28 protein-coding genes, 1 pseudogene and 1 riboswitch are annotated in these 26,083 nt (G+C 40.2%); of the genes and pseudogenes, 6 read left to right on the top strand and 23 right to left on the bottom strand.

Annotated elements, in window-relative coordinates:
- Window positions 1-5 precede the first annotated feature (5 nt).
- The 6 genes from CST_RS09050 to CST_RS09080 all read right to left on the bottom strand — a co-directional run bounded on the left by CST_RS09050 (window position 6) and on the right by CST_RS09080 (window position 4,972).
- Complete coding sequence (locus CST_RS09050; protein ID WP_015359593.1) at window positions 6-716, bottom strand: hypothetical protein; 711 nt, start codon at window positions 714-716, stop codon at window positions 6-8.
- Between the two features lie 71 nt (window positions 717-787).
- Window positions 788-1,282 (bottom strand): energy coupling factor transporter S component ThiW, encoded by a 495-nt coding sequence (thiW, locus tag CST_RS09055; protein ID WP_015359594.1) that lies wholly within the window; start codon window positions 1,280-1,282, stop codon window positions 788-790.
- 75 nt (window positions 1,283-1,357) lie between these two features.
- A riboswitch (TPP riboswitch) is annotated at window positions 1,358-1,465 on the bottom strand.
- Window positions 1,466-1,819: 354 nt separating this feature from the next.
- Window positions 1,820-2,965, bottom strand: a complete 1,146-nt coding sequence (locus CST_RS09060) for a DUF362 domain-containing protein (protein WP_015359595.1) — start codon at window positions 2,963-2,965, stop codon at window positions 1,820-1,822.
- A gap of 265 nt (window positions 2,966-3,230) precedes the next feature.
- On the bottom strand, window positions 3,231-3,707 hold the full coding sequence (locus CST_RS09065; RefSeq protein WP_015485070.1) for a GNAT family N-acetyltransferase: 477 nt from the start codon (window positions 3,705-3,707) through the stop codon (window positions 3,231-3,233).
- A 233-nt stretch (window positions 3,708-3,940) separates the two neighbouring features.
- A complete protein-coding gene (locus CST_RS09070) occupies window positions 3,941-4,228 on the bottom strand; it encodes a CPBP family glutamic-type intramembrane protease (protein WP_169316002.1) in 288 nt (95 codons plus the stop codon).
- A gap of 480 nt (window positions 4,229-4,708) precedes the next feature.
- A complete protein-coding gene (locus tag CST_RS09080) occupies window positions 4,709-4,972 on the bottom strand; it encodes a TfoX/Sxy family protein (protein WP_015359600.1) in 264 nt (87 codons plus the stop codon).
- Between the two features lie 607 nt (window positions 4,973-5,579).
- On the opposite strand from CST_RS09080, the gene CST_RS13440 reads away from it, so the two are divergent.
- Window positions 5,580-5,678, top strand: coding sequence for a recombinase family protein (locus CST_RS13440; protein ID WP_144050623.1), 99 nt, complete (start codon window positions 5,580-5,582; stop codon window positions 5,676-5,678).
- Window positions 5,679-5,866: 188 nt separating this feature from the next.
- Complete coding sequence (locus CST_RS09085) at window positions 5,867-6,337, top strand: hypothetical protein (protein ID WP_015359601.1); 471 nt, start codon at window positions 5,867-5,869, stop codon at window positions 6,335-6,337.
- A 196-nt stretch (window positions 6,338-6,533) separates the two neighbouring features.
- On the opposite strand, the gene CST_RS09090 is transcribed toward CST_RS09085, so the two are convergent.
- The 7 genes and pseudogenes from CST_RS09090 to CST_RS09120 all read right to left on the bottom strand — a co-directional run.
- Window positions 6,534-6,779 carry a GNAT family N-acetyltransferase gene (locus tag CST_RS09090; protein ID WP_051492260.1) on the bottom strand — a complete coding sequence of 82 codons (246 nt, stop codon included), beginning with the start codon at window positions 6,777-6,779 and terminating at the stop codon, window positions 6,534-6,536.
- A 26-nt stretch (window positions 6,780-6,805) separates the two neighbouring features.
- On the bottom strand, window positions 6,806-7,078 hold the full coding sequence (locus CST_RS09095) for a hypothetical protein (RefSeq protein WP_015359602.1): 273 nt from the start codon (window positions 7,076-7,078) through the stop codon (window positions 6,806-6,808).
- A gap of 15 nt (window positions 7,079-7,093) precedes the next feature.
- Window positions 7,094-7,693 (bottom strand): hypothetical protein, encoded by a 600-nt coding sequence (locus tag CST_RS09100; RefSeq protein ID WP_015359603.1) that lies wholly within the window; start codon window positions 7,691-7,693, stop codon window positions 7,094-7,096.
- Between the two features lie 10 nt (window positions 7,694-7,703).
- Window positions 7,704-8,543 (bottom strand): hypothetical protein, encoded by an 840-nt coding sequence (locus CST_RS09105; RefSeq protein WP_015359604.1) that lies wholly within the window; start codon window positions 8,541-8,543, stop codon window positions 7,704-7,706.
- 48 nt (window positions 8,544-8,591) lie between these two features.
- Window positions 8,592-9,161, bottom strand: coding sequence for a C39 family peptidase (locus CST_RS09110; protein WP_015359605.1), 570 nt, complete (start codon window positions 9,159-9,161; stop codon window positions 8,592-8,594).
- Between the two features lie 153 nt (window positions 9,162-9,314).
- The gene (locus tag CST_RS09115; RefSeq protein WP_242823545.1) at window positions 9,315-9,716 is read right to left on the bottom strand and encodes a hypothetical protein; all 402 of its coding nucleotides are present in this window, start codon (window positions 9,714-9,716) and stop codon (window positions 9,315-9,317) included.
- A gap of 358 nt (window positions 9,717-10,074) precedes the next feature.
- Window positions 10,075-10,956 (bottom strand): annotated as a pseudogene (locus CST_RS09120) (IS3 family transposase); the annotation flags it as partial.
- Window positions 10,957-11,030: 74 nt separating this feature from the next.
- Here CST_RS09120 and CST_RS09125 point away from each other — a divergent pair.
- The gene (locus CST_RS09125; protein WP_015358103.1) at window positions 11,031-12,257 is read left to right on the top strand and encodes an IS256 family transposase; all 1,227 of its coding nucleotides are present in this window, start codon (window positions 11,031-11,033) and stop codon (window positions 12,255-12,257) included.
- Here CST_RS09125 and CST_RS09130 read toward each other — a convergent pair.
- The 3 genes from CST_RS09130 to rlmD all read right to left on the bottom strand — a co-directional run bounded on the left by CST_RS09130 (window position 12,239) and on the right by rlmD (window position 15,281).
- Window positions 12,239-13,039, bottom strand: a complete 801-nt coding sequence (locus tag CST_RS09130) for a recombinase family protein (RefSeq protein WP_015359608.1) — start codon at window positions 13,037-13,039, stop codon at window positions 12,239-12,241. The two genes, CST_RS09125 and CST_RS09130, sit on opposite strands and share 19 nt — an antisense overlap.
- A 39-nt stretch (window positions 13,040-13,078) precedes the next feature.
- Window positions 13,079-13,585, bottom strand: coding sequence for a hypothetical protein (locus CST_RS09135; protein WP_015359609.1), 507 nt, complete (start codon window positions 13,583-13,585; stop codon window positions 13,079-13,081).
- Window positions 13,586-13,916: 331 nt separating this feature from the next.
- A complete protein-coding gene (gene rlmD, locus CST_RS09140; protein ID WP_015359610.1) occupies window positions 13,917-15,281 on the bottom strand; it encodes a 23S rRNA (uracil(1939)-C(5))-methyltransferase RlmD in 1,365 nt (454 codons plus the stop codon).
- Between the two features lie 569 nt (window positions 15,282-15,850).
- Here rlmD and CST_RS13110 point away from each other — a divergent pair.
- Both CST_RS13110 and CST_RS09150 read left to right on the top strand, forming a co-directional pair.
- Window positions 15,851-16,639 carry a hypothetical protein gene (locus tag CST_RS13110; protein WP_015485074.1) on the top strand — a complete coding sequence of 263 codons (789 nt, stop codon included), beginning with the start codon at window positions 15,851-15,853 and terminating at the stop codon, window positions 16,637-16,639.
- Window positions 16,640-16,656: 17 nt separating this feature from the next.
- A complete protein-coding gene (locus CST_RS09150; RefSeq protein ID WP_015485075.1) occupies window positions 16,657-17,229 on the top strand; it encodes a DUF7689 domain-containing protein in 573 nt (190 codons plus the stop codon).
- 259 nt (window positions 17,230-17,488) lie between these two features.
- Here the strand turns inward: CST_RS09150 and CST_RS09155 are convergent, their stop codons facing one another.
- Complete coding sequence (locus CST_RS09155; RefSeq protein ID WP_015359611.1) at window positions 17,489-17,824, bottom strand: helix-turn-helix domain-containing protein; 336 nt, start codon at window positions 17,822-17,824, stop codon at window positions 17,489-17,491.
- 148 nt (window positions 17,825-17,972) lie between these two features.
- Between CST_RS09155 and CST_RS09160 the strand changes: the two genes are divergently transcribed.
- Window positions 17,973-18,386 (top strand): response regulator, encoded by a 414-nt coding sequence (locus CST_RS09160; protein ID WP_015359612.1) that lies wholly within the window; start codon window positions 17,973-17,975, stop codon window positions 18,384-18,386.
- Window positions 18,387-18,893: 507 nt separating this feature from the next.
- On the opposite strand, the gene CST_RS09165 is transcribed toward CST_RS09160, so the two are convergent.
- The 6 genes from CST_RS09165 to cooS all read right to left on the bottom strand — a co-directional run bounded on the left by CST_RS09165 (window position 18,894) and on the right by cooS (window position 25,755).
- Window positions 18,894-19,778, bottom strand: a complete 885-nt coding sequence (locus CST_RS09165) for a diaminopimelate dehydrogenase (protein ID WP_015359614.1) — start codon at window positions 19,776-19,778, stop codon at window positions 18,894-18,896.
- Between the two features lie 403 nt (window positions 19,779-20,181).
- Window positions 20,182-20,853 carry a class I SAM-dependent methyltransferase gene (locus tag CST_RS09170; RefSeq protein ID WP_015359615.1) on the bottom strand — a complete coding sequence of 224 codons (672 nt, stop codon included), beginning with the start codon at window positions 20,851-20,853 and terminating at the stop codon, window positions 20,182-20,184.
- Between the two features lie 342 nt (window positions 20,854-21,195).
- Window positions 21,196-21,969: an ABC transporter ATP-binding protein gene (locus CST_RS09175; protein WP_015359616.1), complete on the bottom strand. Its 774-nt coding sequence runs from the start codon at window positions 21,967-21,969 to the stop codon at window positions 21,196-21,198.
- Between the two features lie 3 nt (window positions 21,970-21,972).
- Complete coding sequence (locus CST_RS09180) at window positions 21,973-22,746, bottom strand: ABC transporter permease (RefSeq protein WP_015359617.1); 774 nt, start codon at window positions 22,744-22,746, stop codon at window positions 21,973-21,975.
- A gap of 9 nt (window positions 22,747-22,755) precedes the next feature.
- A complete protein-coding gene (locus CST_RS09185) occupies window positions 22,756-23,736 on the bottom strand; it encodes an ABC transporter substrate-binding protein (protein ID WP_015359618.1) in 981 nt (326 codons plus the stop codon).
- 21 nt (window positions 23,737-23,757) lie between these two features.
- The gene (gene cooS / locus CST_RS09190; RefSeq protein WP_015359619.1) at window positions 23,758-25,755 is read right to left on the bottom strand and encodes an anaerobic carbon-monoxide dehydrogenase catalytic subunit; all 1,998 of its coding nucleotides are present in this window, start codon (window positions 25,753-25,755) and stop codon (window positions 23,758-23,760) included.
- Window positions 25,756-26,083 lie beyond the last annotated feature (328 nt).

Here is a 26,083-nt window from a genome sequence, read left to right on the forward strand (position 1 = left end):
GGTATTCACTTAATCTTATTCTTTATCTTATTCTTAATACGAATGCCTGCCTCAACGTGCATAATCCAGTGTCGTGACAAAGGCATTTGTATAAGTCCTTTAACATCCTTATTGCACCAGTAATCTATCAACCATACTGCTTTTTCATCTGAGCTCACAACATTCAGTTCACGGATTCTGCGTTTGTCCTCATCACCGAACTTTCTTTTAAGCTCAGTGTAGTCAATTGATCTTAACCATTCGTCGGTGGAGGTTTTAACAGCTGTAATATACTCATACAAGACATCCAGATTCAGACACTTTGAAAACTCGGAAATCTGCTCTTTTACAAGCTCATTTCCTGTTGTAATAATAGGTGAATTCATTCTCTTCTGATAATTTCCTTCAAAGAAAACTTGTCGGTTATTTTTAATCAACGTATGTACAACAATATCCTCAATTCTTGAAATGTGCCATATTGAATACGCAATAGTTTTACTGTGATAACCGTTTGCATTTATGAATGGAATAGCGCAATAATCTTTTTCGTCCAGCTCATCTTTCCAGGACATGACCTCTTGCATCAATATTTCCCGAAGCTGTAAAAGTGTATTTATTCCATCAGTGAATGATGTCCTGGTCAGTTGTTTCTGCATGATCTTGTTCATTTCCGACCATTCTTTATTCATAATAACTTTCATCTCCTTTATTATCTGCGCTCTGTTATATCTGAACATATCTCTTCGAGCACCTGTTCCAGCCCTTTGCAGAAGCCTGACAGAGAACATCAACACGAGCATAAAACAACTTATTTGGCAATTAGTTTTTTTAATAAAGGTATTCTATCGATTATTTTTAAAAGAGAATAACCAATAATGCTCCCACCAGCAGTACTCACCAAAAATGGCAGGACAAAGAAAAATACTGCCACTTCCTGCCCTAAAACAAACTTAGCGATGGGGTAACAGGCAATACCCCCTAAAATACCTGTTCCAAAAACTTCCCCCAATACAGCTAAATAATATTTTTTACTTTTACGAAACAGAAGTCCTGCTAAAAAAGCTCCGAAAATACTGCCGGGAAAAGCCAGCAGGGATCCGGTCCCCAGAATATTTCTTAATAGTGAGATGATAAAGGCATTTGCCAAAGCATAACCAGGTCCCAGGAGCACACCTGACAAAACATTAATGGTATGCTGAATGGGAAAACACTTGGATACACCTACCGGAATATAAATAACATGGGCTAACAGTGTACCTAAGGCAATAAGTAATGCTGATAAAGTGAGTTTTCGGGTAGACATACCAATTCCTCTTTACCAAGCACTGGGAAATCAAGCACATGGAAAAAGAAAATGCACAATCCAGGTAATGGGATTGTGCTGAGAGTTGCACTTGCCAACGCCGGCATTACCCAGATCAGGTCAAGGGTAAAGACCTAAAAGGTCCACTCTCAGCCGGTTTTACCAGCTCCCATAGTGCTTACTTAATACTTATTACTTTATAATTTATTTTAGTATAAAAGGAATATTTTGTAAAGCGGCATTTCCGAATAATTCCTATTTTTAACTGTGGACCTTTATTCCTCCATTCTCTACATATCTTTCTATGTGCTACGTCCGCACAATACACTTTTCTGTATGTCAGATCACTATTTTGCAGATATTTGTCCCACTGAGCATCAGCTCCGATAATCCTCGGGAAATGCCAACGGATTCATCGGTCATTTTAAAAATCGCCATTTACGGGAATATATCAATATATAAACTGCGAGCACATCAGTTAGACTACCTGTGTTGTAAAATAAAGAAACCTCGCAGTGTTGTAACCATGTGCTGATATTATTTTACTATAATGGCATGTTGCGGACAGATCTCCTGGCAGCAGAAACAACGGATGCATTTTCTGTAGTCGTAGACGGGAATATTATCTTTTCCTTTTTTAAAAGTGACAGCACGGCCTTTCACAGGGCAGTGATTCACGCATATGCCGCATTTCACACACTTACCCGCATCAATATACGGCCTTCTTGTAAATCTGCCTGTAACCTTAGACAGCAGGCTGAGAACGCTAAGTCGATCCTTTTCACGGGACACGTCGAAATCCTTCTTCCCGAAGCGTGAAAACATTTCGTCAAAGCTTATATCTGTAAGAATCCCGTTATCAAGAAGCATCAGCGCAATTTCGTTCTCTCTGCATGTTCCAATTCCTGCAACCATTCCCTGAGTATTCGTGGGAACAAGAACAGGATCCAAATCCACAAGTCTGGCAAAGACTGTATCAATTGCCACCGGATCCGCTGAAATAATAATCAGCCCCATTTCCGTAGGCGTTCCGGAGCCCGGGCCGTTACCTTCCATGGCGACAACCGCATCCATTACATGAAGGCGCGGTTTCACCAGATTATGTATGTCAACCAGCATTTCTGAGAATTTTGCCGCGTTAGGATATCTTACATGCCCTTGCGCTTTTCTTGTACCACAGATCAAACCATACATATTTTTGACTGCGCCCGTTATTTTCAGAAAGGCGTGGGTTTTCATCTTGCATACTCCGATAATGGCATCTGCCTGAAGAACCTCCTCGCAGAACCAGAAGCTTTTCGCCGCCTTTCCCTCCGGGTACCTGACAAAGACTTCACGAGACATGTCGGCAATTTTGGCACCATAAAGCTGCTCTTCCGATAAACCGAGCTGACTCATGGCCTGCCTGCAGCTTCCGGTGGCAGGAGAATCGCCAACCTTCACACGGGCGTAACCTGCTTCACTGAGAAGGCGGAGTACTGCTTTTATAACAGCTGGGTTGGTTGTTATGCACTTTTCTGTTTTTGACGGATAAAGAAGGTTCGGCTTAACGAGGATATTCTCCTCGGGACTTACAAAATGCCCGATGCCGCCAAGAGCAGCGACCGCATCCCTGACAGATTCATATACCTTTTCTTCATCATAGCTTCTGCAAACAGCAAGAACTACATTGGATTTCCTCATATTTTTCTTTCCCCTCAAAGTGAAATCAGTATGCGTTTTTTTGGCTAATCAGGCTTCAGCAATCTCAACAGTTATGAGCCTGCTTTATGAAACTAATGATATTTCCACAAAAGGGATTAAAGCGCTTTCAATAGCTTATTGATTTTATGCACTCTATGCTTTTACAGCAAGTTTATGATATTTAAGCTTCCTAACAGCTAAAAGTTCTGCATAGGCCGTCATTACTCAGCGTGTGCAGGCTGATACAACTGATGCATGCATGAACTTATAATTTTTTAATCATAATTAAGCAAGGGTTTTCGGAATCCCACATTTCAGTTAATGTTATTAATTCTTCGAAACCAACACTTCTGTAAAATTTCCTTGTTCTTTCGTATGGTTCATACTCCGCCATTTCGCTTAAAGTTTTCACAATTATGTACTTACAATTATTATTTTTCAAATATTCTTCCGCTTTAGCCACTAATAATCTTCCTATGCCTCTCCTGTGATATTCGGGCAATACTCCCAAAGCATAAATATCTCCTGTGTGGCCATAATGAATTTTTACCGAGATAAAACCAATACACCTGCCGTCGCGGCTCAATGCGATCCAAAACGGCAAAGATGCCACGCAATTTACATATTCAATCAAAGCCTTTTCAATACCAAACCATTCCGGCAAACGCCTGAGGATCTCCTCGGCAAATTGAGACTTCTTATTTGAATCCTTAATTTCAACTATACTTACATCCACTTCCATATTCCTTCCAAGATCAGCATCTGATTTTAACACACGGATATAAAAACTGTTATGGACAAGTATATTTGTAAATAATTATATTTATTCAATAGTATCTTGTACAGTAGTGAAAATAGTTCCCATTTAATTATTCTTCGCCTAAAAATTATAAAATCTACATATACCCGGGATTTTATGCAGAACCGTCTGGTTAAGCTACCTCCGTATTAATTTCTCGGTATTATAAACCGGTATTATGCTTTTTTGCTAAAAATAACGCAGCTTAAAACACGTTCACAAAAATGAGCAATCATTGATATAATAATCAGTCCCGTTTTTTGATATACATACCCGATTCCCAACGAAAACACCATTGAAGCCAAAATGTCATAAATCATATCATCATCAAACTTTTCCTTAAATAAAATCGTTTGAATTACAATGCACAGACACCAAATAAATCCTGTAACGATAACGGTATAAAGATCCAACCAAGAAACACCTAATATTTTTAGCATTCCATACACAAACGACTGCATCATCAATCTTTGAGGTATTTCCATCATTAATCCGTCTAATCCATAAAATAGTATCTCTTTACCCTTTCTTATGTATTACTGTCTTTTTTCTGATAACAATGACGGCTGTGACTACTGTTGTCACTATTGCAATCACATATACCTTTATCTGCTGTATTCCGCCTATTTGAATAGGATAAATCCCTAAAGTCAAATATACAAAAAATACAGGTAACACACTTGCAAATAATATATTTATGAACGACAACCACGGTATTTTTAGCCTTTGTATAAGTGTTACAATAATTAAATTAAAACCAAACCAGACACCTGCCAAAAGGAATCCGAGTATTACGCATAAAAGTAATTTTGCAATATACATGCTGTTTTTCTTTCCATAAACATAGCTTAATCTTCAATTCATATATATCATAAATTACTAATTACGTTCCAGACCAAAAGCTTCCGAAGAAAACTGTCAAAAGAACCGTTCCCTTAGGCATGCTACTTTCCCTTCTTATGTCTGTAATAGAATTCTTTAAGGGATTTCTTTGTCTCATCGTCCAGGTTATGCCATCTTATACCCCGGACGGCACCTTCCAACGCCAACAACCTTGTCAAACATGCGGAAGGATCCCGTTGAAGAATACGCAGCCACGCATCACGGCTCCCTATATTTTTTAGTTCTTCAGCTGTATTAATACCAACATCAATAAGCTGTTTTTTCAACGTTAATCCAATATTTGGCAGTTCAGACAGATTCCCCACTATTAGGTTCCCCCATTCTCGCTTTGCGTTTATTTGAGTTTTGATATTTCACCATAAATTAAAATTACATATTATTTTGATTCTTCGCAAGCCGATAATGCAATATTTTCATTAATATACCCCGCTTTCACTTTTAATTAATTCTAAATAGGCTGACATTAGAAGCCAAAATCCCCCGCCTCATCCGGATTTGCCGGTGGCAACTGATTGATATACTCTTTTATCTCCTTGTAATTATAGAAATAGTTTTTTCATTCAATCATACCTCCTATTCTTAGTTATGAATGGCGATCTTACATCCCGTTATTTTCTTCCAAAAAAAATCGTGTATATTTTCCCTTACCTGTTAACAGCGTCATACCGTTTTTTAATGCCTCATATCCATACCATGTTGAATCATTCAATGTTTTTAATCAACATTCATTTACAAAAATATACAATTACCGGAATTCGTATTATATACGCCTGAACGAATCATATCAAGTTTCACATATTTCTTATCTCTCAATTTCTTGTTCTATTCTTCCTCCTTATCCTTTGCCGGTGACGATAACTATTTACGAATGATTGTTTAACGTATAAAATGGAAGTGTTGATTATCTAACGTATATACAGGTATGCTCGTGTAAGCTCGACAAAACAAAATCTCGACCGTCACATAGATGCTTTACTTGCTTATGGAGTCGAAGACCGCCTCATCGTCTAAATTACAGAAAAATAACCAATGGCAAACATACATGCTCACCAACCAGCCAAGTGGTACCGGATGCGGTCCTGGCGGGATAGTTACTAAGCTCGATATTCGTGCCCTTGAACCTTATAACGCTGACGTTCTACTTGTCAGAAGAATAAAAAAAAACGTCAACTTCATAAAAACGATAAGGAGGAAAGTATATGGCATATCTAATCTCATTTATGGTGGAAAAAACACGAACAAATGATTTATATCCAATTTTCTATAATTATGAATGGTGGATTCACCTGGCAAAAAATTCCCTTGAGATTGCTGACGAATTTGAAATGCGTCTTTGGGAAGACGACGTTGAAGCAATTAAATCAGGAGAAAAGTTCGGTCAAAGAGTGCCAAACAATCTGTCAAAAGAAATAGTTTATACAGGAAACATAACCCCTGATTTCAAACAAGAAGTTTTGACAAACCATTTGGCTCCGGAAGGGTATATAAAATGGTTCAGTTTATTTCTAAAAAACAAAAATGAGATTATTTTTTCCAGTGAACATTACGGCGATGAAACATATATTTTGGTCAATACAAAAGAAGAAGTAAAAGCCATACAAAATTGGGCGAAAAATTACCCTATTATATGGAGAGTGGATGTCTTTGAATACAAAGGTGATTCAGAATGAAGATTGCGGGTCGGCCAACAGAAGTAAGTAATCATCAATGCTGCGGTCGAGATGCGGGGAGTATATGGCTATGATGCTTGACAGGCTGATATAAAAAGCAGAAGCCGCGAATAAAACGTTCCTGTTTATAAATTTCTTTATTATATGACTCCATTTTTAAGTAGCTTACCGGCCTACTACTTTGATGACGCAAGCTCTATATCTTAATGCTTACCGATGCCACGTTATCTTTATAACATCCAAGAATAACTTGAGTCATTCCTTTTTCTTTACATACTGATAAGGCATGCCTAAGCATTGTAGTTGCATAACCTTTTTTCCTCTCAGATGGCCTCACTCCATAACCTATATGACCATATTTTTCAGCAAGATACTTAGGTAGCTCATATCGAATGTTTAATAAACCAATTAATTTACTCTCATCAATGCAAAGATATAACAAAGATTTACCCCATATCTCATCGCCGATTAAAGCATTTCTACGTCTCCGCTTTGTTTAAAATAAAAGTAGCCATAACCTGTTTTTTGAGTCGTCTGATACCCAGAAGTTTTCATTTCGTCCTCAATGAAAAAGGCAAGCCCTATTTCAGGATTACTCGTATCTAAAGCCAAGTCTGCCTGGTTTACCGGCAGCATGGTTATTTTTTGCGTTGCTGTACTGGCAGCTAAAATCGACACAGGCAATAAAGCCATAATAAACAGTACCAGCAGTAATCCAAGAAAAATCCTCTTACTTTTCATATTAGTTCCCCCTCGCTAATTTACTTCATAGGATACATAGTCTCCACCAACTGAGTACATACCACTTTCGCTAACTGCAATTTTTATCCATGCTGTGTTGTTTTCTTTGTTTTTATAGTATAAAACATAATCTCCCTTTAAGATGCTGATGCTATAAGGCTCGACTTTATCTGTACTGGTTTTGCTGGTGCCTGACCAATCAGTCAGTGTAGGGCGATGATAGCTGTCTTTGCCGGTTATTTCTGTATCGTTTCCGTCATACTCAAAGGAACCTGACAGACCGTATACTGACACAATTTCCCCATCTGATGTGCGATAGAAGCTTCCAGATACAGTAAAATTTAGTACTCCGCTTGATGCCTGGGCATTATTCAGTTTCGACTCAATAGAAACAATAAGATCGGTGGACACATCATTACCGATTTCAAGACATACAGGAATTCGTGTTACATTGTCGTTTCCACGGATACCATAAGCCTGCGCATAGTCCACCACATTTTTTATATGGAAAGACGCGCCATTAGGTCGTTCTCGGGCATCTATGGAAGCATCGGCAGGAAATACAAGAATAAGCGTCAATGCAACAATTGAAAATATTGATAATAACTTTTTCATTTTAACCCTCCTATTCTATGATCTTAGCCTTTTTCCGGTACACGATAAATATAACGGTCAGCGCACATAATATTATTACGACGATAATTGCTACGTAGGTCATGGTGTGGTTACTGTCCGGAGCCTCAACATCTAAGAAGCCGAAACTGCCAGCCTCATCCGGATTTGCCGGCGGCAATTTATTGATATACTCTTTTATCTCCTTGTAATTATAGAAATTCTGATCAGCAGATTTAAAAGTTTGAAGCTTTTCCACACCAGATATTTTGCTCAGTGGAAGTAATCCTACAACTTCTCCATTCTCATCAGGAATAAGCGCTACGGCAAAACGGAAACGCGGTAAGCCACCAACAAGTATTGCTCCCTCAGGGACTTTTCCAATCTTAGCGCTGACCTCAGTTGCATAGTTTACGATTTCGTTTCTGTAATACTTTACAGCAGTCACCTGCCATTTGCCTTCGTTTGCAATAATGTTCTCCTTTTCTTCTTCGGTGAACTCCGCATTATTATTCAATGGCTGTCCTTTTGCTATGTCCACAAGGATGGTATCACCATCAATATATAAAGGGATCTCGTAGATGTAACCTCCAGCTTCTAATGCATTCTTTAATTCACTTATATTTGTTGTTTCCATTTTGAACACATCTACGCCGACGTAAACTTTAAAAGCATTATCATAGTTTATGTCATTTGACGTGACTTTACGACTAAGCTTATCACTAAGCAGACCATTAACAGAGGTTACAATGGTATCCGTTAATCCCGACAAATCATCGGCGGCAGCCAATGCCGGAATAGACAGCACCACGGTCATCAATACAACTAATAGTAACATTAACAGTTTTTTCATTTATTCTTACCTCCTATTCTTGGTTATAAATGGTTATCTCATATCCCATCAGTTCTTCCAAAAAGATTTTGTATATTTTCCTTTGCCTGTTAACAGTGTCGTACCGTTTTTTATTGCCTCATACCCATACCATGTTGAATCGGTGTCTTCCCATGGGTCAATGACATATAAGTAATTAGTACCACTGATTGTTTTTGTTCCGGCACATACCACCGCATGTGCGTCACCGTTATCCCAGGCAATCCACATAGCAATTGGGTTGGAGCTGTCAATGTTTGAAGTATGATCGGACCACGAAAGAGTGCTGCCTGAAGTGTACGTTACTAAATCCATGGATGCGTACTTGATGCCGTTCTTGATATCTGTGACTGTCCCTCCTACATTAGGATAATCTGAGCCTTTAATTTTCTTTACCACATCCCACTGAGTGCGGTTTGAGTCCGGGTTTTGATAAGTACCTATCATTTCACAAGTAGCTGCCCAACACCATTTTGTTTTAGCTTGCGTTACCCGATTAACATCCAGCGTTGTAGCGGAGACAGTAGCAGTTATAGCGAACATTAAAATTAGCACAAGCAGCATTGCTGTCGAAATACGAAAATTGGTTTTTTTATACATAGTCTTACCTCCTTATGCACATATTTTAAACATGGTTTTGCAATAACATTTCCAAAATGCGTAAACTCAAGGCTATCTAAAACTAATAGAGTTGATTATGTAAATCAGCCCACTGGAATCATTTATGCCATGTAAATTCTATAACTTTATTTGTTAATAAGTTACAGTCTTGCTGAAAATCTCATCCGACTCATATCCGCCATCGCCAGATACATAGTAATATGTCTCAACCCTGTAAGTTCCACTGGATACCTGGTATGTTTCCAATATGGATGCTGACGAAGATGATGAAGATTTAGACCAGCTTTTAACATCTGTCCATGATCCGTTAGAATAACGCTGCAAAGTAGACGTAAGGTAAATGTTTTTACCGGCCGGTGTTTTTTGCACATACCCATACACAGTGGCAGTTCCACTTGCTGAAATGGTCAGCGAAGTACTTGCCTGGTTGATGTAAACATACTGAATGGACACATCTGACTCCGGCGTTGCACTTGTTTCTTCTGTGGCCAACGCTGTCGGCGTTAATGCAAAAGTGACTAGCAAAACACTCAATGCAGCAGTTAAAAGTTTTCTCATAAGCATGTTAATACTTCCTTTGATTTTTATTTCCAATAAACAAGACAAATCAAAAGAGGCTTTTGTGACAGAATAAAGAATTTTTTAGAGAATTTTTATAATGCCCCCACTTGTCAAGACAATTTTTTAGCTTTTCTAAGTTAGGTTCTCCTTTCTTTATTTTTGTATAATTATAACATTTATGCATTCTGTTGGAGGATGTCAAGGGCGAGCGTAAGCGAGTTCATCTTGGCCCTTGACATCCAATGCGCATACATCCTTTTGCTTTCCGGTCTGTTATGACAGACCGGCTGCCTTCCGGCGAGGACGGGGTTTGGGGCAGAGCCCCAAGGTTTTATACGACTGCCGGAAGCTGCTTACAACCCCCGAAGTAATACTCTGCCGGTGTTTTGTAATCCAACGACTGGTGAGGTCTCCGGTTGTTATAATACTCCACATATTCCCTTGTAATCTGCCGGAGCTGATGTCCTGTTTCGCAATCTTCAAGATAAAGCTTTTCCCATTTGTAGGATCGGAAGAAACGCTCTATCCGTTGGTTATCCAATGCTCTTCCTTTGCCATCCATAGATATTTTGATATTGTTGTTTTTTAGTAGATTGATGTAATCATCACTGGTAAACTGTGAGCCTTGGTCGCTATTCATAATTTCAGGTTTTCCGTGCCGTTTTATCGCCTTTTGGATTGCCTCTATGACAAATGTCCGATCCAGCGTGTTTGATAGCTCAAATCCAACAATATAACGAGAATACCAGTCTATAATGGCTACCAGATACATGAAACCACGTTTCATCCGGCAGTAGGTCACGTCTATGGACCATACCTGATTGGGATGATCAATGTTCAAGCCTCTCAGCAGGTACGGATACAAGTACTTCCCATGTAGACGCTTACTAAGATTGGGGCCAGGACAGAAGCCATGTATCCCCATTTCCCGCATGTAACGCCGGGTTCGCTTGCGATTAATGCGAATGTGATATTCCCGGTTCAAGATATTCGTCATCCTACGGTAACCGTACTCCGGATGAGCCGTGTAAATCTCATCGATGATCCTCTTAATCAGGTATTCCTCATCATTTGCTGGAACCGGCTTGTAGTAAAGGCTTGTACGATTTATGCTCAACAGTTCGGCTTGCTTGGTTATACTGAGTTTCTTCTCTTCTCTGTCAATCATCTTCATGCGGTCTTCACGGGACTTAGAGTCGGCCAGATTTTTTTTTAAGCCAGTTAACCTGGGTGTTAAAATAAAATTGTGTCTGGTGTATAATAAAATCACAAAGGAGGCTGGTAATTATGGATAAAAATACCTATTATGAAACAGTCAAAAATATGGCGGTTGAAAAAGTATTAAACCAGTATTGCTCTGATTCAGATCCATCACGCCCTGCCCTCAAAAAGTTGCTGGAGGATTTGCTCGACTGGTTTATGTTGTCTGAACGCCAAATCTATCTCTTGAAAAACGAGAACGACAAAGGCAACGGCTTTTATGATAGAAAACTTGGTACACCTATGGGTAACCTGGACATCTCTGTCCCAAGAACTCGCACTGGCGATTTCAGACCCCACATCCTACCTGAACCGTATAAAAGGGTGGATGAATCCTATACAGACCTTCTTATGTCCCTTGTTGTCAACGGTTATTCAGAATCTTCTCTCTTAAATACCCTCAAAAGCCTCAACCTTCCTTACTCTGATGATGAACTCAACAAAATCAAAGATGACCTAAAAAGTGAATTAGACCTTTTCAAACAACGGGAATTACCCGAATCGGTGTTTGCTTTATTAATCGATGCTTATCATTGTGAGATAAAAGACGGCTCAAAAGTGAAGAAAGCCGCATGCTACATAATCCTTGGCGTTGATATGGAAGGTAAGAAAGACATCTTTGGCCTTTACACCTTCTTCGGCAAAGAAAACAGAGCCGATTGGAACAAGGTCTTTGAAGACTTGATAAACCGCGGTCTTAAACGAGTTTTAGTGGTTGTAAGTGATGATTTCCCAGGTATTATCGAGACCGTCAAAGCTGTATATCCATATGCTGATCATCAGCTCTGTTTTGTACACCTTCAGAGAAATATCCGCAAATACATGACCAAAGCTGATGCCGCAGAATTCAATAAAGAACTCGATAAAATAAAATTTGCTTCTTCCTTTGATGAAGCTGTTCAAAAGTTTTATGACCTTTGCAGTAAATTTAAGAGTAAATATAGCCGATATATGAACATTCTCATGGAGAAAGCAGAACATTATATGGCTTTCATTAAATACCCCGAATCCTTGAGGAAGCATGTTTATACTACCAACAGTGTAGAGAGTATCAACAGTCTAGTTGAAAAAATTCGGATAAGATCGGGTGGTTACTTTAACTCTGTCGAAGTATTGGAAATTAACATATATTTACAGAGGGAGAACTTGAGGCGGACAAAATGGAAAAAAGCGGTACCAATGATAAATGCTCACATTTATGAAATACAACAAATTTTCCAGTTACGTTACTTTAATCAGACACAAAATTCTTGACAACTCTCGCTATGTTTGCCGTCATCCAGTAGCCGGACATTTCCTATATACTTCTCGTTACTAAGCATGACATCAATAGTACGTTTACTCCATTTATCTTTACCGGTAGGCGACTTGATCCCAAGCCGTTCAAGCTCTTTTACAATACCTAAAACACTCTTGCCCTGTAAGTAAAGGTTATATATTAATCGCACGTTTTTTGCCTCTGACTCATTAATAGCCAGGTTGCCATCTTCATCATTATAATACCCATAGCATTTTCTATTATAAAGCTTTGAGGTACCTTGCGCAGCACGTTGTTTGATTCCCCACTTAATATTTTCACTGCGTGATTCATTCTCTGCCTGCGCTATTGATTCGATTATTGAAATCATGAGATCATTATCCGTATCAGCTGTATCAAGCACTTCCTGTTCAAATATAACGCGAACGCCAAGATTTTTTAGCTGGTTCAAGGCATCAAGAATCTCTACAGTGTCTCGGCCAAATCTGCTGATGCTCTTTGTTAAAACAATTTCTATATCATGTGACTTACAATTTTGCAGCATACGGGTAAATTCTTTTCGAGAGGAACCTGTCTTGCTTGAAGCAATATCTATATATACATCTACTAACAACCATTTGGGATTTGCTGCAACTAATCTTGTCAGAGCTGACACTTGGGAGGAAAGGCTTTTCAGCTGTTCCATACTGTTTGTACTCACACGGCAGTAGATACCTACCCGCTTTTCTCGTTGGGGAGGCAGGGGTGGTATAAAATGAATTTTTTTGTTATCAGACATGGCAAGCCTCCTCTTTCCTAACCTTTATTAGCAGACGGCTCAGCTTGTAACAAAAGATATTAATTCCCATGCTTCATCTGTCGTTCCAGCTTCCCATGCAATATAAAAAAATATCTGCTGAAAGTGTTTTCTTTCTTTATAATGCTCTGGATTATCTATAATGTGAACTTCATATCCACAACCTGTGTTTCCCCAAACTTCATATGGCAACCATCTTCCATTATCACCATAGCATTCATTAATGTCTTGGGTATCTGTAGTACCCATTCCAACTGTGTAATTGCCTATTGTCCCGACAATATTCAGCATATGTTCACCGCCACCATCATCCTGTAAATACCCTTGATCAAATTCGCACACTAAAATATCTCCAGAGTGAAGAAAGTCCATATCAACGGTGACTATATACAATCCTTCTGGTTTCTTGAAACTATTGTCATTAAGGTACATCCCATAATCAAACGGCTGTATTTCAAAGTCTATTGGATGCCCATTTTTATAGATGTGCAATTTTGCAAATGGGGTTTCATATTCACTTGTTTTCACTCAAATTCCTCCCCCTGAAGGCTCATTCAACACAATGGATAATAAACATTGTGCCATATTTTAAGAATGTTGAATAGCCTATTTTTGTGTTTTTTATCCCTACATCCAACCTGTTCACACAACCTCAAAAATTTCTAAAAAAACATCTAAATCGTGCACTCACGAAGGCTGACATCCAACCTGACCACTCGCCAAGCGCTGACATCTAAATCGCTCTGTCACAAGGTTTTTTAGCTGTTTCGACTTGTTCTCATGAAGTGAAAATTAGCTAATTTACGTGCAGTGGTTTTTGGGATGGAAACCTCGAAATGCCCTTATATCAAGGTTTTTTTTACACTTGATTTTTCACCTTTGACATCAATACTACCGTCTCAACATGCTCGGTCCACGGAAACAGATCCACCGGATGGACTTTGTCCAAATTATACCCGTTTGCCGCCAGATATTTTAAATCCCTCGCCAGCGTTGACGGGTTGCATGATACATATACAATCCTTTCAGGCTGCATTTTCACCACTGTCTGCAAAAGCGCTTCATCACAGCCTTTCCTTGGCGGATCCACAACCACAACGTCGGCTCTGATTCCTTCATTATACAGTTCAGGTACCACTTTTTCTGCCTCACCGCAGTAAAATCTCGCATTGGAAATATTATTAAGCACCGCGTTCTTCGTGGCGGCTTCCACCGCCTCGGGCACAACCTCAACACCGATTACTTCCTTCGCCTTTTCTGCAAGGAACAGCGAAATTGTTCCAATGCCGCAATACAGGTCGAATACTGTCTCGTTACCTGTCAGGCCTGCAAATTCAACAGCCTTGTTATATAACTTCACAGTCTGTACAGGATTTACCTGATAGAAAGACAGCGGCGAAATGTGAAATTTCAAATGGCCAAGCCTGTCGACCAGCGTGTCACTGCCGTACACGGTTCTGACTTTATCGCCCAGTATTACATTGTCCCTTCGTTTGTTTATATTTAAAACTATGCTTATCACCTCGGGAATTTCACGCGTAATTTTCTGAATTATTTTTTTCAGTCCGGGCACCTTTTCATCGGTAACAACCAGTATAACCATAACGTCCCCTGTTGAATAGGACACCCTCGTCACTATATGGCGCAAAATCCCTTCGCCCGTAATTTCATTGTATACAGGTATTTTCAGTTCCTTTACGGCCTCCAGCACCGTGTTTTTAACTTTTTCACTGGCCGGGTGCTGAATTCCGCACCTTTCGGAATCGATAATTATATGGCTTCGCCTTGCGTAAAAGCCTGCCACAGGCCCATTGTCGCCCATTCCCACAGGATACTGGGCCTTGTTTCTGTAATTCATCGGGTTGTCCATTCCAATCACCGGACTGACCTGTATCCCCCAAAAACCGCCTATCCTTTCAAGGTTATCGGTTACAACACGGTGTTTGAATTTGAGCTGCATATTATAAGACATATGCTGAAGGCTGCATCCGCCGCACCTTTTGTATACCGGGCAAAACGGCTCGGTGCGCTCGGGGCTTGTTGTAATCCATTCTTCAATCCTTGCGACGGCATAATTTTTTGTCACCTTTATTATCTTCGCTACAACCTTTTCACCTTCTATCGCTCTTTGCACAAAAACAGCCATGCCGTCAACCCTGCCGACGCCCATGCCGTCATGAGTCATGCCTGTTATTTCAATCTCGTATATATCGTTCTTTTTCATAAAACATCTCCTGTTTAATCATTTATTTTAAAAAATTACCACTAATTAACACCTGTTCTTCAGCCTTTAATTGTCCAGAACCTCTCTTTATGGCTCAATCATAGCATCATTCATTCTGTTTCCGAGTTCTTCCCTGCTTTATTTTTCACACTCAAACAATTATAACAAAAATTTGTCCGGTTCAAAATTCGATTCATGTTTCTTTCGTAAAATCACTACAGGCATAATCGTAACGAATACCGAATAAAATTTTAAAATTATAAATTACGGCGTGAATATTTATGCCAATCACCAAAAACACGGCTGTAAGAAGAGGGCACTTTTTTGTAGAACAAAATTAATTATATGGCATCAGTACGTAGCCTTACATAAGTATTTGAGAAAACGCCTGAATCTTATTAAGGCCCTGTGAACGGAAAACGCAAAAGGAAACAATTACATGCCTTGATTATTAATTTATTTTACACATTTACATTTTATAGTAATTATGTTATTATATTACCATAGGATACCGGTATCTTATCATAGTTATTACTGGTCATTGTTTCAAATTGGGAGGGTAATACTGTATGAAGGTAAAAAAGACATATCTTTTAGTTTTCTCCGTTATTCTCTGCATGTTATTGGTTAGTTCAATACTCTTCATGGGCAATGCTTTTGAAAAAAATACCTACTGGCTTAATTCGATAAGTGCAGACTCTTACGATTTTCCTATCTCACCTGATGTTAATAAAGATAAATGGATAAAAATGGAGTCCACCGCAGAAATGAATGCTGTTCTTCAAATCCCGGAAGAAACTTTGAAATCCATGTCTACAGAAGGGCTGATTGCTACTTGCATGAAATATCCTAAGTTTGGAGATATATTTTTATTCAATTCACCTGTAAAAGGGTTGGAAAAAATAACTAATGATTTTAACGGTCTGCGCGAGCTGCAGTCGCGTGATGATGCAGGAGACGCACTGGTCCAATTCTATTCAAAATTGGATCTTGACAAATTACTTGCCACTGACAAATATCCATCTCTCAGGCTGCAATTTCTTGAATACATTATCGCACAACCTTCCATACTCTCAAAAGTGTCTGACAGGAAAGCACTTTTGAAGCATGCATATAAAATGGCAGAACTAAAGCAAAATAAATATTCCGGAAAATTCGGCATCACTTCAACTCTTTTTATTATGGCGCATGTGCTCGACATGGATTACCCTGAAATTAGTGAGAAAATAAAAAATCACGACATTGTTTCTCATTTCCTTGAAACGGGGAATATCAAGGAATCCCATAAAGGTGAATGGGATGAAATCTGGAACACAATAGAAGAAAAAATTCAAAGCATTATCGAAGATATTGAATAAAATATGGAGGGAAATCCATGATAACAAAATTTAATTTCAGAAATAATAGATGTATTGCGACAATTTTATTGTTATTTACCATCCTATGCATTTTTACTGCCTGTGATGCACCTGATTATGAAGAAACTACCGTCCGGACTCCTAATGGAACAATTGTTAAAGCCTATAGATGCATTGCCGAAGCTGACCAAAACGATTTGGATTTGCTGGATAAATATGTTGAAGATAATTATCCAAACGCAATTATTGTCCGGAAGTCAACTCAATATTATAATTGCCATTCATATGCCTGGCATAGCACATCCGCATCAAATGACATTTGGATAAACGCTCCGGAGCAGGAAAAATACTGGAAAGATGGCAGCTACGCGTATGTCACTTCTGCGAATCATTCGTCGGACCCTACCATACCGTCAGCCGCTGCAGTTAGCGGATACCGTGTCAGATACGTAAACGACGATCACTCTGCGCGGGTTTATTCTTCAACCCTTTACATTTCGAAATGGGGTCCCGGTCCTTTAGTCAGGCATAAGCCAAATTATTCCCCTTATGACAATTCTTTAATGTACTATTATAAGCCAAATTATTAAATACAATATTTTTCAGATTACATAATCCATTCCTTTAGGGAGTGCAGAAAACAAGCACTCCTTTTAATTTTTCAAAACAAACCTTTTTCAAAATTTGGTCCGGCTTTCTCTTATATTCAGCCCCGGATTTGTATTGAGAACCGGCTGAATTTAAAATAATTTCCGCGTTGACATGAAAACACCGCTAAATAAAAATCTCTGTCCTGTCCTCAAATTAAGACGAAAATTAATTAACATGTCATTTTCTGCAACTTTTATATTAAATATCCTCATCTATGATCCATGAAACAAAATGTTCAATCAGTTTAAGTTTTTTCTGACTGCACAGTTTGAGTTTTTCGTTTATTTTATTCCGCAGATCTTCCTCCGCGTCCGAACGCGATGAAATGCCAAGAAGCAGGTAATCCGGCGTTGTATCAATGGCTTCGCAGATTTTAAGCAGCGTATCAATACTTGGAATCGAATGATTGTTTTCTATGTTTGATATATAGTTATTACTAAGCCCCGTAGCTTCTGCCACGTCTTCCTGGGTTAAGTTCAGCACTTTCCGGCGTTTTGCAATTCTTTCGCCAAGAGCCTTGTAGTCTATGGTCACCGATTATCACCCGATTTTAACTGTATCACTTATCAATGATTAACTTAACCAACAATAAAGGTAAAAATACACTTGAAATTAAAATTTTTATAAGTTAGAATGATTAAAGTACCCTTATGGTTAAATAATTGGTCATGAGGTGGTTGTAATGCTGAATATAGGTATTTGCGATGATTTTCCCATTTTTTGTGAAATTATTGAAACATTCATCAGAAAATACGGCGAAGAAAATAATAATATATTTAATATATGGCGATTTGAAAGCGGAGAAGAGCTTATTGACACGCTTAATAAAGAGAATATCAGTTTTGATCTTCTTTTTCTCGACTATTACATGAAAAAGCTTACAGGCCTTGAAACCGCAAAAAAAGTCCGGCAATTGGAGGTTAACAGGCTCAGGCCCGCCTGCAGTATCGTGTTTGTAACATCAGCGGAAAATACATATGAACTGTTGTGCGTGAACCCGTTGCGGGTGGTACGCAAACCTGTCAGCCAGGGAATAATAAATGAGATACTTACCCATGTTCTGTCTGAAAAAAGTAAAATTGACCAGAGGATGTAAGTAACTGCAATGATGAGCTACACCAACATACAGAGCCGGATATTGTGATAGGTTCTGCAACGCCTTGCCAGCCGCTGATTCCATATATAATTTGCTTTTAACATTCTTCTCTAAAAACTCCGGGATATACCGCTGCCATCAGATGCATACAGTGAAAATAAAGCGGTTTCTTTCAGAACTGTGTTAACTTTTCTTTTCTCCGGCTTTTTGTTTAATTTTCCCAAACGGATTAAATCAGCCCTGCATTGTTCCACAGTCCCTTCGGAAAATATAAAAAATTACAAGCAGCCGGAGGCCTCATGACTGCTTTTGTCGTAGTAACACTTGATAAAGCCGGCGTTTAAAAAGGCCGGCTTTATCAATATTGGAGCTTCTACGGATAATCACGGTTATGAACTTATTATCCGCCTGCGCACCTTCCGTAAGAAATACCCTTCGTAATTTGCTTCAAAAACATATCTGAGGAAGGACCAATTTAAATTCTGCAGGAACGGCAATGCGGTTTAATCACACCAAGCGGCGGATAAGTTCCTCTTCGGTGCCGTAAAGTAAATCAATCGGCGGAAGATGCAGCATGGTATACGCGCCGGGTGCCTGCCTGAGGACTGCTCTTGCGGCGGAAACCATCATCTGTGCGGTCATTGCGGGATTATCTATGCTCATTTCAAAAGTGAAACGCTGGTTCTGTGCTGAGCCCGATACGCCTTTCCGCTGGATGCTTACACTGTGCCCCCTGTCAATCAGCATATCCAGGTTTGACACCTGTATTACATGGGTTTCATCGTTAACAAAATATGGATCGGATTTTATTTGCGCAGTTACCTTATTGAAATCGGCTCCATCTTCCAATACAACATAAACCATGCGGCGGTGTACCCCTGCACCTACCGGTATTGTAACAGACATCGCATCCTTAACTCCGGGGATTTTTCTGACGGCTACAGAATGCCCCATGCTCATGCCCGGTCCGAAATTGGTATACGTCAGTCCTTTAGGGGCCGCTGCCTCAAATAACGCACGAATGGCGGAATCAATTCCCGGATCGAATCCTATGGACGTCGCGCATCTGCTGTTTCCTTTCTTTGCCGCCGCATCAAGACGGGTAAAAAGATTATACGTTTCACTGTGAATGTCAAAACAATCCACCGTTGAAATTCCCTTTAACAGGATTTTCTCTGCTATATCAGGAACATTTCGGCTTGGTATGCACAAAATAACAATCTGTACATCGCTTAACTCGTCTACATCGCGTACGACCGGTATTTTCCCCAGCGCACCCTTTTCAAGCGAACTGCTGACAACTCCGGCAAGTTCAAAATCAGGAGCTGCATTAATGGCTTCAATTGCAGCTTTCCCAATATTTCCATATCCAAATACCGCTGCTTTTATCATAAATTTCTTCACCTCACACAATAAAATAACGTCAACAATACCACGGCTTTTCACATTTAACCGCCATAAAAATTATTTATGTCGCAATGCCAACCAGTTTTCATGGCTTTTACTGTGTCAATCTTAAATTAATCTTACAGCTTTTCCGAAACAGCGGGCGTGCATGCCGTAGGAAACGCTGTCTTAAACCGGGAAAGCATTTAACTCCATTCATTCCTCACAGGATGATATTGTACCTTCTACATTTTAAAAATCAATATATAAAGAATGAAAAATTAAAAAGTTTTACGTCTATTCCTTCGTAGTCTAAAACGCTTGTTAAAGCGGAATTATAAAAAGAGCCGAAACACTGACAGGAATAAGTAACAGCCTCTTCATCGCATCATCCTGTTCTTCCTGGCTTTTATTTTTTATCATTGCAAAGCAAAAACAGTCTGTTATATTGATCATATTCAGGATAATAAATCTCTTTATATTCCACAACGCTAAAATAGTTTTCCAGCAACCCTCTCCATTCTTCCGCAGTCTGATTCCATAAATATAACCCGTCATCCAGCATGTTTTTATCAATATCTATAATCTTTATATTCCATTCTTTAATTTTTTCATACGTAAGGTAAGGATTCAATTTTAACAGTATTTTGCCACCTGTTCTTAAAATACGCTTTATTTCTGCCAATACTTTAACAGCGTCTTCCGGAAACAAATTGTCGATGATATTTGCAAGTATTGCGCCGTCAAAGGAATCATCAACAATTTTGTCAAGCTCCTCAACTCCTCCGGCAGTGAAGGTGAAACCTTCAAAATTATTTATCCTTTGGAGTTCCATGGCTACTCTAATCCCTTTATCTGAAATATCTATACCTTTATGAATTTTTGTGCCTCTCAAACAGCACTTAAACAGCATAACACCAATTCCGCATCCGAAATCGATTATGGATTCTGAATTGAAACAAAGCCAGTCCAGCGCCTTATTCAAATCATCATGTCCCACGTCCGTTGTTTTAATCTGACCTGTTTCGGTTTTTCCAAACACCTCATTCCAGTGCTCTGCAATTCTTTTATAGTCAGCCATTTAATCATCCCCTGAGACAATCATGCCTGACTTGAATAAATCAGGTATTAACGTACTTCTGGCATAAGTATGCCTTTAAACCTGATTATAACATCTGTTAACTTTAAAGAAAATGGGACGGAAATTTTAATGTTTTATTGTGCCCGCCTAAATAAAAATATTAAAAATAAATACTTGTAATTGTGAAACTTCTGGCTGAATTGAAATATTAAAAAGTTAAATGGAATATGCAACAAAACACGGCAGTGCGGAATTGTTCAGGTTACCGATGGAAAAGTGCATTACCCATGCGCTGCTTTGTATCCGTGGCCTGTAATTCAGATTTTTCAGCCGGACCTTTTATTATAAATAGAATTCAGGTTCGGTGCAGTGCTTAAGTCCGAATTCTTCAAAAATGCTGTCCCTTATTTTTAAAAAATCCGGTGATGTCCTGTCTCTTTTCCTTGGCAATGGCACTTTAATTACGTTTTTTATTTTTCCCGGAGACGGTGTCATTACCACAATTCTGTCAGCCAGAAAAACCGCCTCTTCAATATCGTGAGTCACAAATAATATTGTTTTTTTCTTTTCCTTCCATATTCTTTCAATCTCATCCTGCATGGTCATTCGGGTCATTGCGTCCAGCGCGCCGAACGGCTCGTCCATAAGAAGTATTTCCGGATCCACTGCCAGCGCCCTTGCCAGCGCGACCCTCTGCTGCATTCCCCCGGAAAGCTGGACCGGGTAATGGTTTTTATAGGCCGAAAGGCCTACAAGTTCAATATATTCCTCTGCAATAAAACGCCTCTCCTTTTTCGTTAATTTTTCCCCTTCAAGCCCAAGTTCAACGTTTTTCAAAACAGTCCTCCATGGAAGAAGCCCATAATTTTGAAATATCATAATTCTGTTTTTTGAAGGTTTTGTTACTATCTCGCCGTTAATCTTTATGACACCTGAAGTCGGTACGTCAAAACCTGCTATTAAATTCAGCAGAGTGGATTTTCCGCATCCGCTCGGTCCAAGCAAGCAAACAAATTCCCCTTTTTCAATTTCCATGTCTATTTTCTCGAGGGCGACAGTTACGCCTTTATCTTTAAAAAAATATTCCCGCGAAACTTCATTAATTAAAATATACATTTTTCAGTCTTCCACCCCCGGGAGTGCCATCCAACGACTTTTTATCCGGTCCTCAAGAATTCTTATCAACCGATCCAGTAAAAAACCCAAAAGCCCGATTATAATTATCCCTGCCAATACCAAATCCGTTCTCAGTGAATTTCTCGCATCTATAATCATGAACCCCAACCCTGACTGCGCACCTACCATTTCCCCCGCCACAAGGAATACCCATGCCGAGCCAAGGGCCAGATGGAGGCCGTTCACTATCATCGGGAAAGCTGCAGGAAGAATAATTTTAAAAAGCAGCCGGGGCTCTCTTATTCCAAAATTTTCAGCCACTTTAAGATAGATCAAATCCACGTTTCCCACTCCTGAAACCGTTGAAAGCAGGACCGGGAAAAAAGCGGCTATAAAAATGATTACAACAGCCGGAGCATCCCCTATTCCAAACCACAGAACTATGAACGGGAACCATGCGATGGGTGAAATGGGTCTTAATATCTGCACAACGGGATCAACAAAAGCCCATATGCTTTTATTCCATCCAAGCAACAGGCCGAGACCTATGCCTGCGGCAACGGCAGACAAATACCCGGTAAAAAACCGGACAAGACTGACCTTGATATTCGCAAATAGCGTCTGATCTTCCACAAGTTCCGATATTCCCGCAAGAACCGCAGCCGGTGAAGGAAAAAGTGATTTTTCAAACCTGCCCGCAAGCGCAATCAGTTCCCATAGGGCTGTAAGTACAGATATGCTTATTACAACCTCTAACGCCTTCCTGAACCCTTTCATTTCATTCCTTCACCTGTCTATAAAAGAATTGTCTACAAATTCTTCGTACCCGGGCGGGTTTTCAGAAAGCCCCAACTCTATCATGTAATTTACAAGTTCATTGTAATCATCCTCTTCCAGTCTCAGGTCATTGTATGAAATCCACTGAAGTGACAAATCCAGCACATCGGGGTTTGTTTTCAGGTATTTTGACGTCGCGTTCTTAACCTCTTCGTTTTTTAATTCGGCCTTCACTCCGGCTTTTACATACTCCTTTACAAATTCTTCAACCACGCCGGGATTATTTTTTATAAAGTCACTCCTGAGGATAAGGCCGCAGCACAGCGAACCTTCCCAAAGCTCACGAGACTCAAACAGTTTTTTTCCTTTTCCTGCGATCACCGATTGGGCACCGAAAGGCTCGGCCACACAATAACCGGCAATCCTGCCTTCGGCGAGCGCTGCCGGCATTTCGGGCGGCGGCAGTTCAACCACATTCACGTCACTGTATGAAAGGCCGTTATTTTCCAGCAAAATATGTAACAAAATATTGTGAGTTGACAGTTTGCTGGGTATTGCAAAGGTTTTCCCCCTTAAATCCTCAACACTGTTTATATTTTCAGACACTATCACCACGTTGCCGTCCCGATGTCCGAGAGCCACCGCCTTTAAATCAATTCCCTGTTCTTTCGCTTTAACTGCAAGTTCAATAAGCATCAAAGCTCCGTCTACTTTTCCGGCATTCAGTGCTTCCGCCAGTTCGGTCCAAGAACCAAATTTAACAAGTTCAAGACTGAAATGCCTGAACTTCCCGTTCGACAGTTCGTTTTCTATATACAGCGGAACTGCATGAGTGATTGGAAGATAGGCTATCTTTACGGTTTTTATTTCTTCTTGAGCATTCAGTCCATTTTTTTCTGACAATCCGCCTTTACTGACGCACGCCGGAAAAAGCATCAAAAGTATGGCGGTTAAAATTAAACAAACAGTTCCCGAAATGTTTTTCAGCAATTCACATCCCCCTTTAACAGGCTAATTCCACATCAGTTCCTTTCTTTTCCGGTTTATATCGGCGATAATTCTGTCGGCAAGCTTACCGGGATCCACTTCAACCACCATAACCGAGCCAAGAGTTTCTTTCGTGTCTTCAAAAAGGAATTTCATTACTTTTTCAGACCCCAGCACCGGCGGATATACCGAATGATACGAGTTTATTCCGAGAAGCCTGAACCCAAGCGCTGCAGCGACCCCCTTTTCATTGGACCATTCGGGGCTTGCAAAGGCAAAAGGCATGTCTTTTATATCTTTGCCGACGGCATCGGCCAGAACCCTGAAAAACGCGGAAGCCCTCGCATTGTCAAGGCATTCACCCATATGCCATACCGGCGGCAGATCGGGCTGCAAAAATCCCCTAAGTTCCTTCCCGGCTTTTTCCAGCGTCCCGACACTGCAATACCCCATTTTCAATAAGGGAAAAGACGCACAGCCGTTTGTGAGGACAAGAATATTGTTTTCTATCAGCTTTTGGGCGACATCGGTTATCGCCTTTTCATACATAACCCTGGGATTGTTGCATCCGACCAGATTGACAACGCCACGGATTTTTCCGCTTTTTAACGCATCGGCAATTTTCTCGACGCCCCCGAAACGGTTCATAATGTACTCCACCGAAAATCCTATTTCAGCTTCCACTTCACACTGCGGAACAAATACAGGAACTCCCCTTCTCTGCCCAAAACTTTCTATGGCCCTTTTTACAATCGTTCTTGCCAGGTTCCGGGTTTCAGTCAAATTTGAATGGTGGTGGTCATATCCATAATGCTCGGCTCCGGGAAGCCTTCCTGAATCACTGGTTGTTACAACAGTTGTCTTAAAACATTTTGCCACGTCCATTACCGACGGGAAAACGTCCTGAACATCGGCAACCCATAAATCCAGGGCCCCGGTACCGAGAACAAGCTCCGCCCCCATCGCGTTGGACAACGGAATAACTCCCCCGTAACGGTACATTGCCGAAAGCCCGGAACAGCATATACCGTAAAATCTTATCCCAAGCGCGCCTTTTTCCTGCGCAAGACGTATGAATTCATCGCTTCTGCCCTGTTTCACTATTTCGCTTACCAATAACGGTGAATGACCATGAACGGCAATATTCACATAACCTTCCCTTAAAGCTCCGAGGTTTGCCTTAACCCTGCTTCTTCGCGGTAAACCGAACAGGCTGTCCATGGCTATTGAAGACCCAAGCACACTGGTCCATGCAAAAGCAAGGCCGCACCGCAGAAACTGTTTCATCACGTTTTTCCAGTCCCCGTCGGTTCCGGTGGTCGTCCGGTGCAGAGCTTCAAATACTTCATGATATGCCCCTATCGGCAGTATGTCCAGTTCCTTCCATTTATCAATCCGTTCCTTTGTTGCAAAAGCATTTAAAATTTTGTGCTCTGCCGGTACCGTTCTTGACAAATCTTCCAGAAGGATGTCCGCGACTTCCGCCGCCAGCTGCCCAACCGTTTTCCCTTCGGTGGCAATCCCCAGCTGAGCGGCTGACTTTTTCAGTTTTTCAGCACCCAGTACGGGCATATCCAATGTTCCTTCCCCTGCCGCTTTAAGCGCCAGCATTATTTCGCGCCCTCTTGCTCCATGGGCTGCAACGCCTGCCGCCACCCACCTCAGGAGATTTCTTGCCACAATAAGGTCCGCATCGGCACCGCATACCCCTCTGCGGCTTTTTCTGGTAATTCTGCACGGCCCGATGTTGCAATTTCTGCAACAAACACCCGCAATTCCAAAGCTGCAGTGGGGTTTCTGACTGTCAAACCGGTCAAAGCAGGTTTCACAACCCGCTTTCTCCATATGTACAAGCATTTCACGCACTGCAGGATCAGGGGTGTTTTCCATCACATCGGATTTTGAAGGAAAACTTCTTCTATACTCATTAACCGCTTCAGTATAATCAAAGAGGTCTTCGTCATGATAATACTCCCCGTTGNCAAAATACCGGTGATGATACCTTACATTCCTAAATACCATTGCGTGATTCCCCGTTAAATAATATTATTCATATATGTTTAATTTTGTATGATTATATATTATTTATATGATACAGTCAATAATAATTTCATATTATTCATATTTGTTTTATATAATATATTCTTAAAATTGCGCTTCCGTGCAATACAGTCCGGAATTTGCGGAAATTCAGATTTGCATGGGATTTCATTCATACGTGTTTACAGTCAAATCAGGAAAATCATATAAAAACGGTTAAGCGGGCAGTGATTGGTTTTGAATTGACCGGTTTCATATCAAATAATGATATCCGGAAAATATGCGGACAACAGAACAAAAAAAACAAGAC

Source organism: Thermoclostridium stercorarium subsp. stercorarium DSM 8532 (assembly GCF_000331995.1).
Taxonomy (GTDB): Bacteria; Bacillota; Clostridia; order DSM-8532; family DSM-8532; genus Thermoclostridium; species Thermoclostridium stercorarium.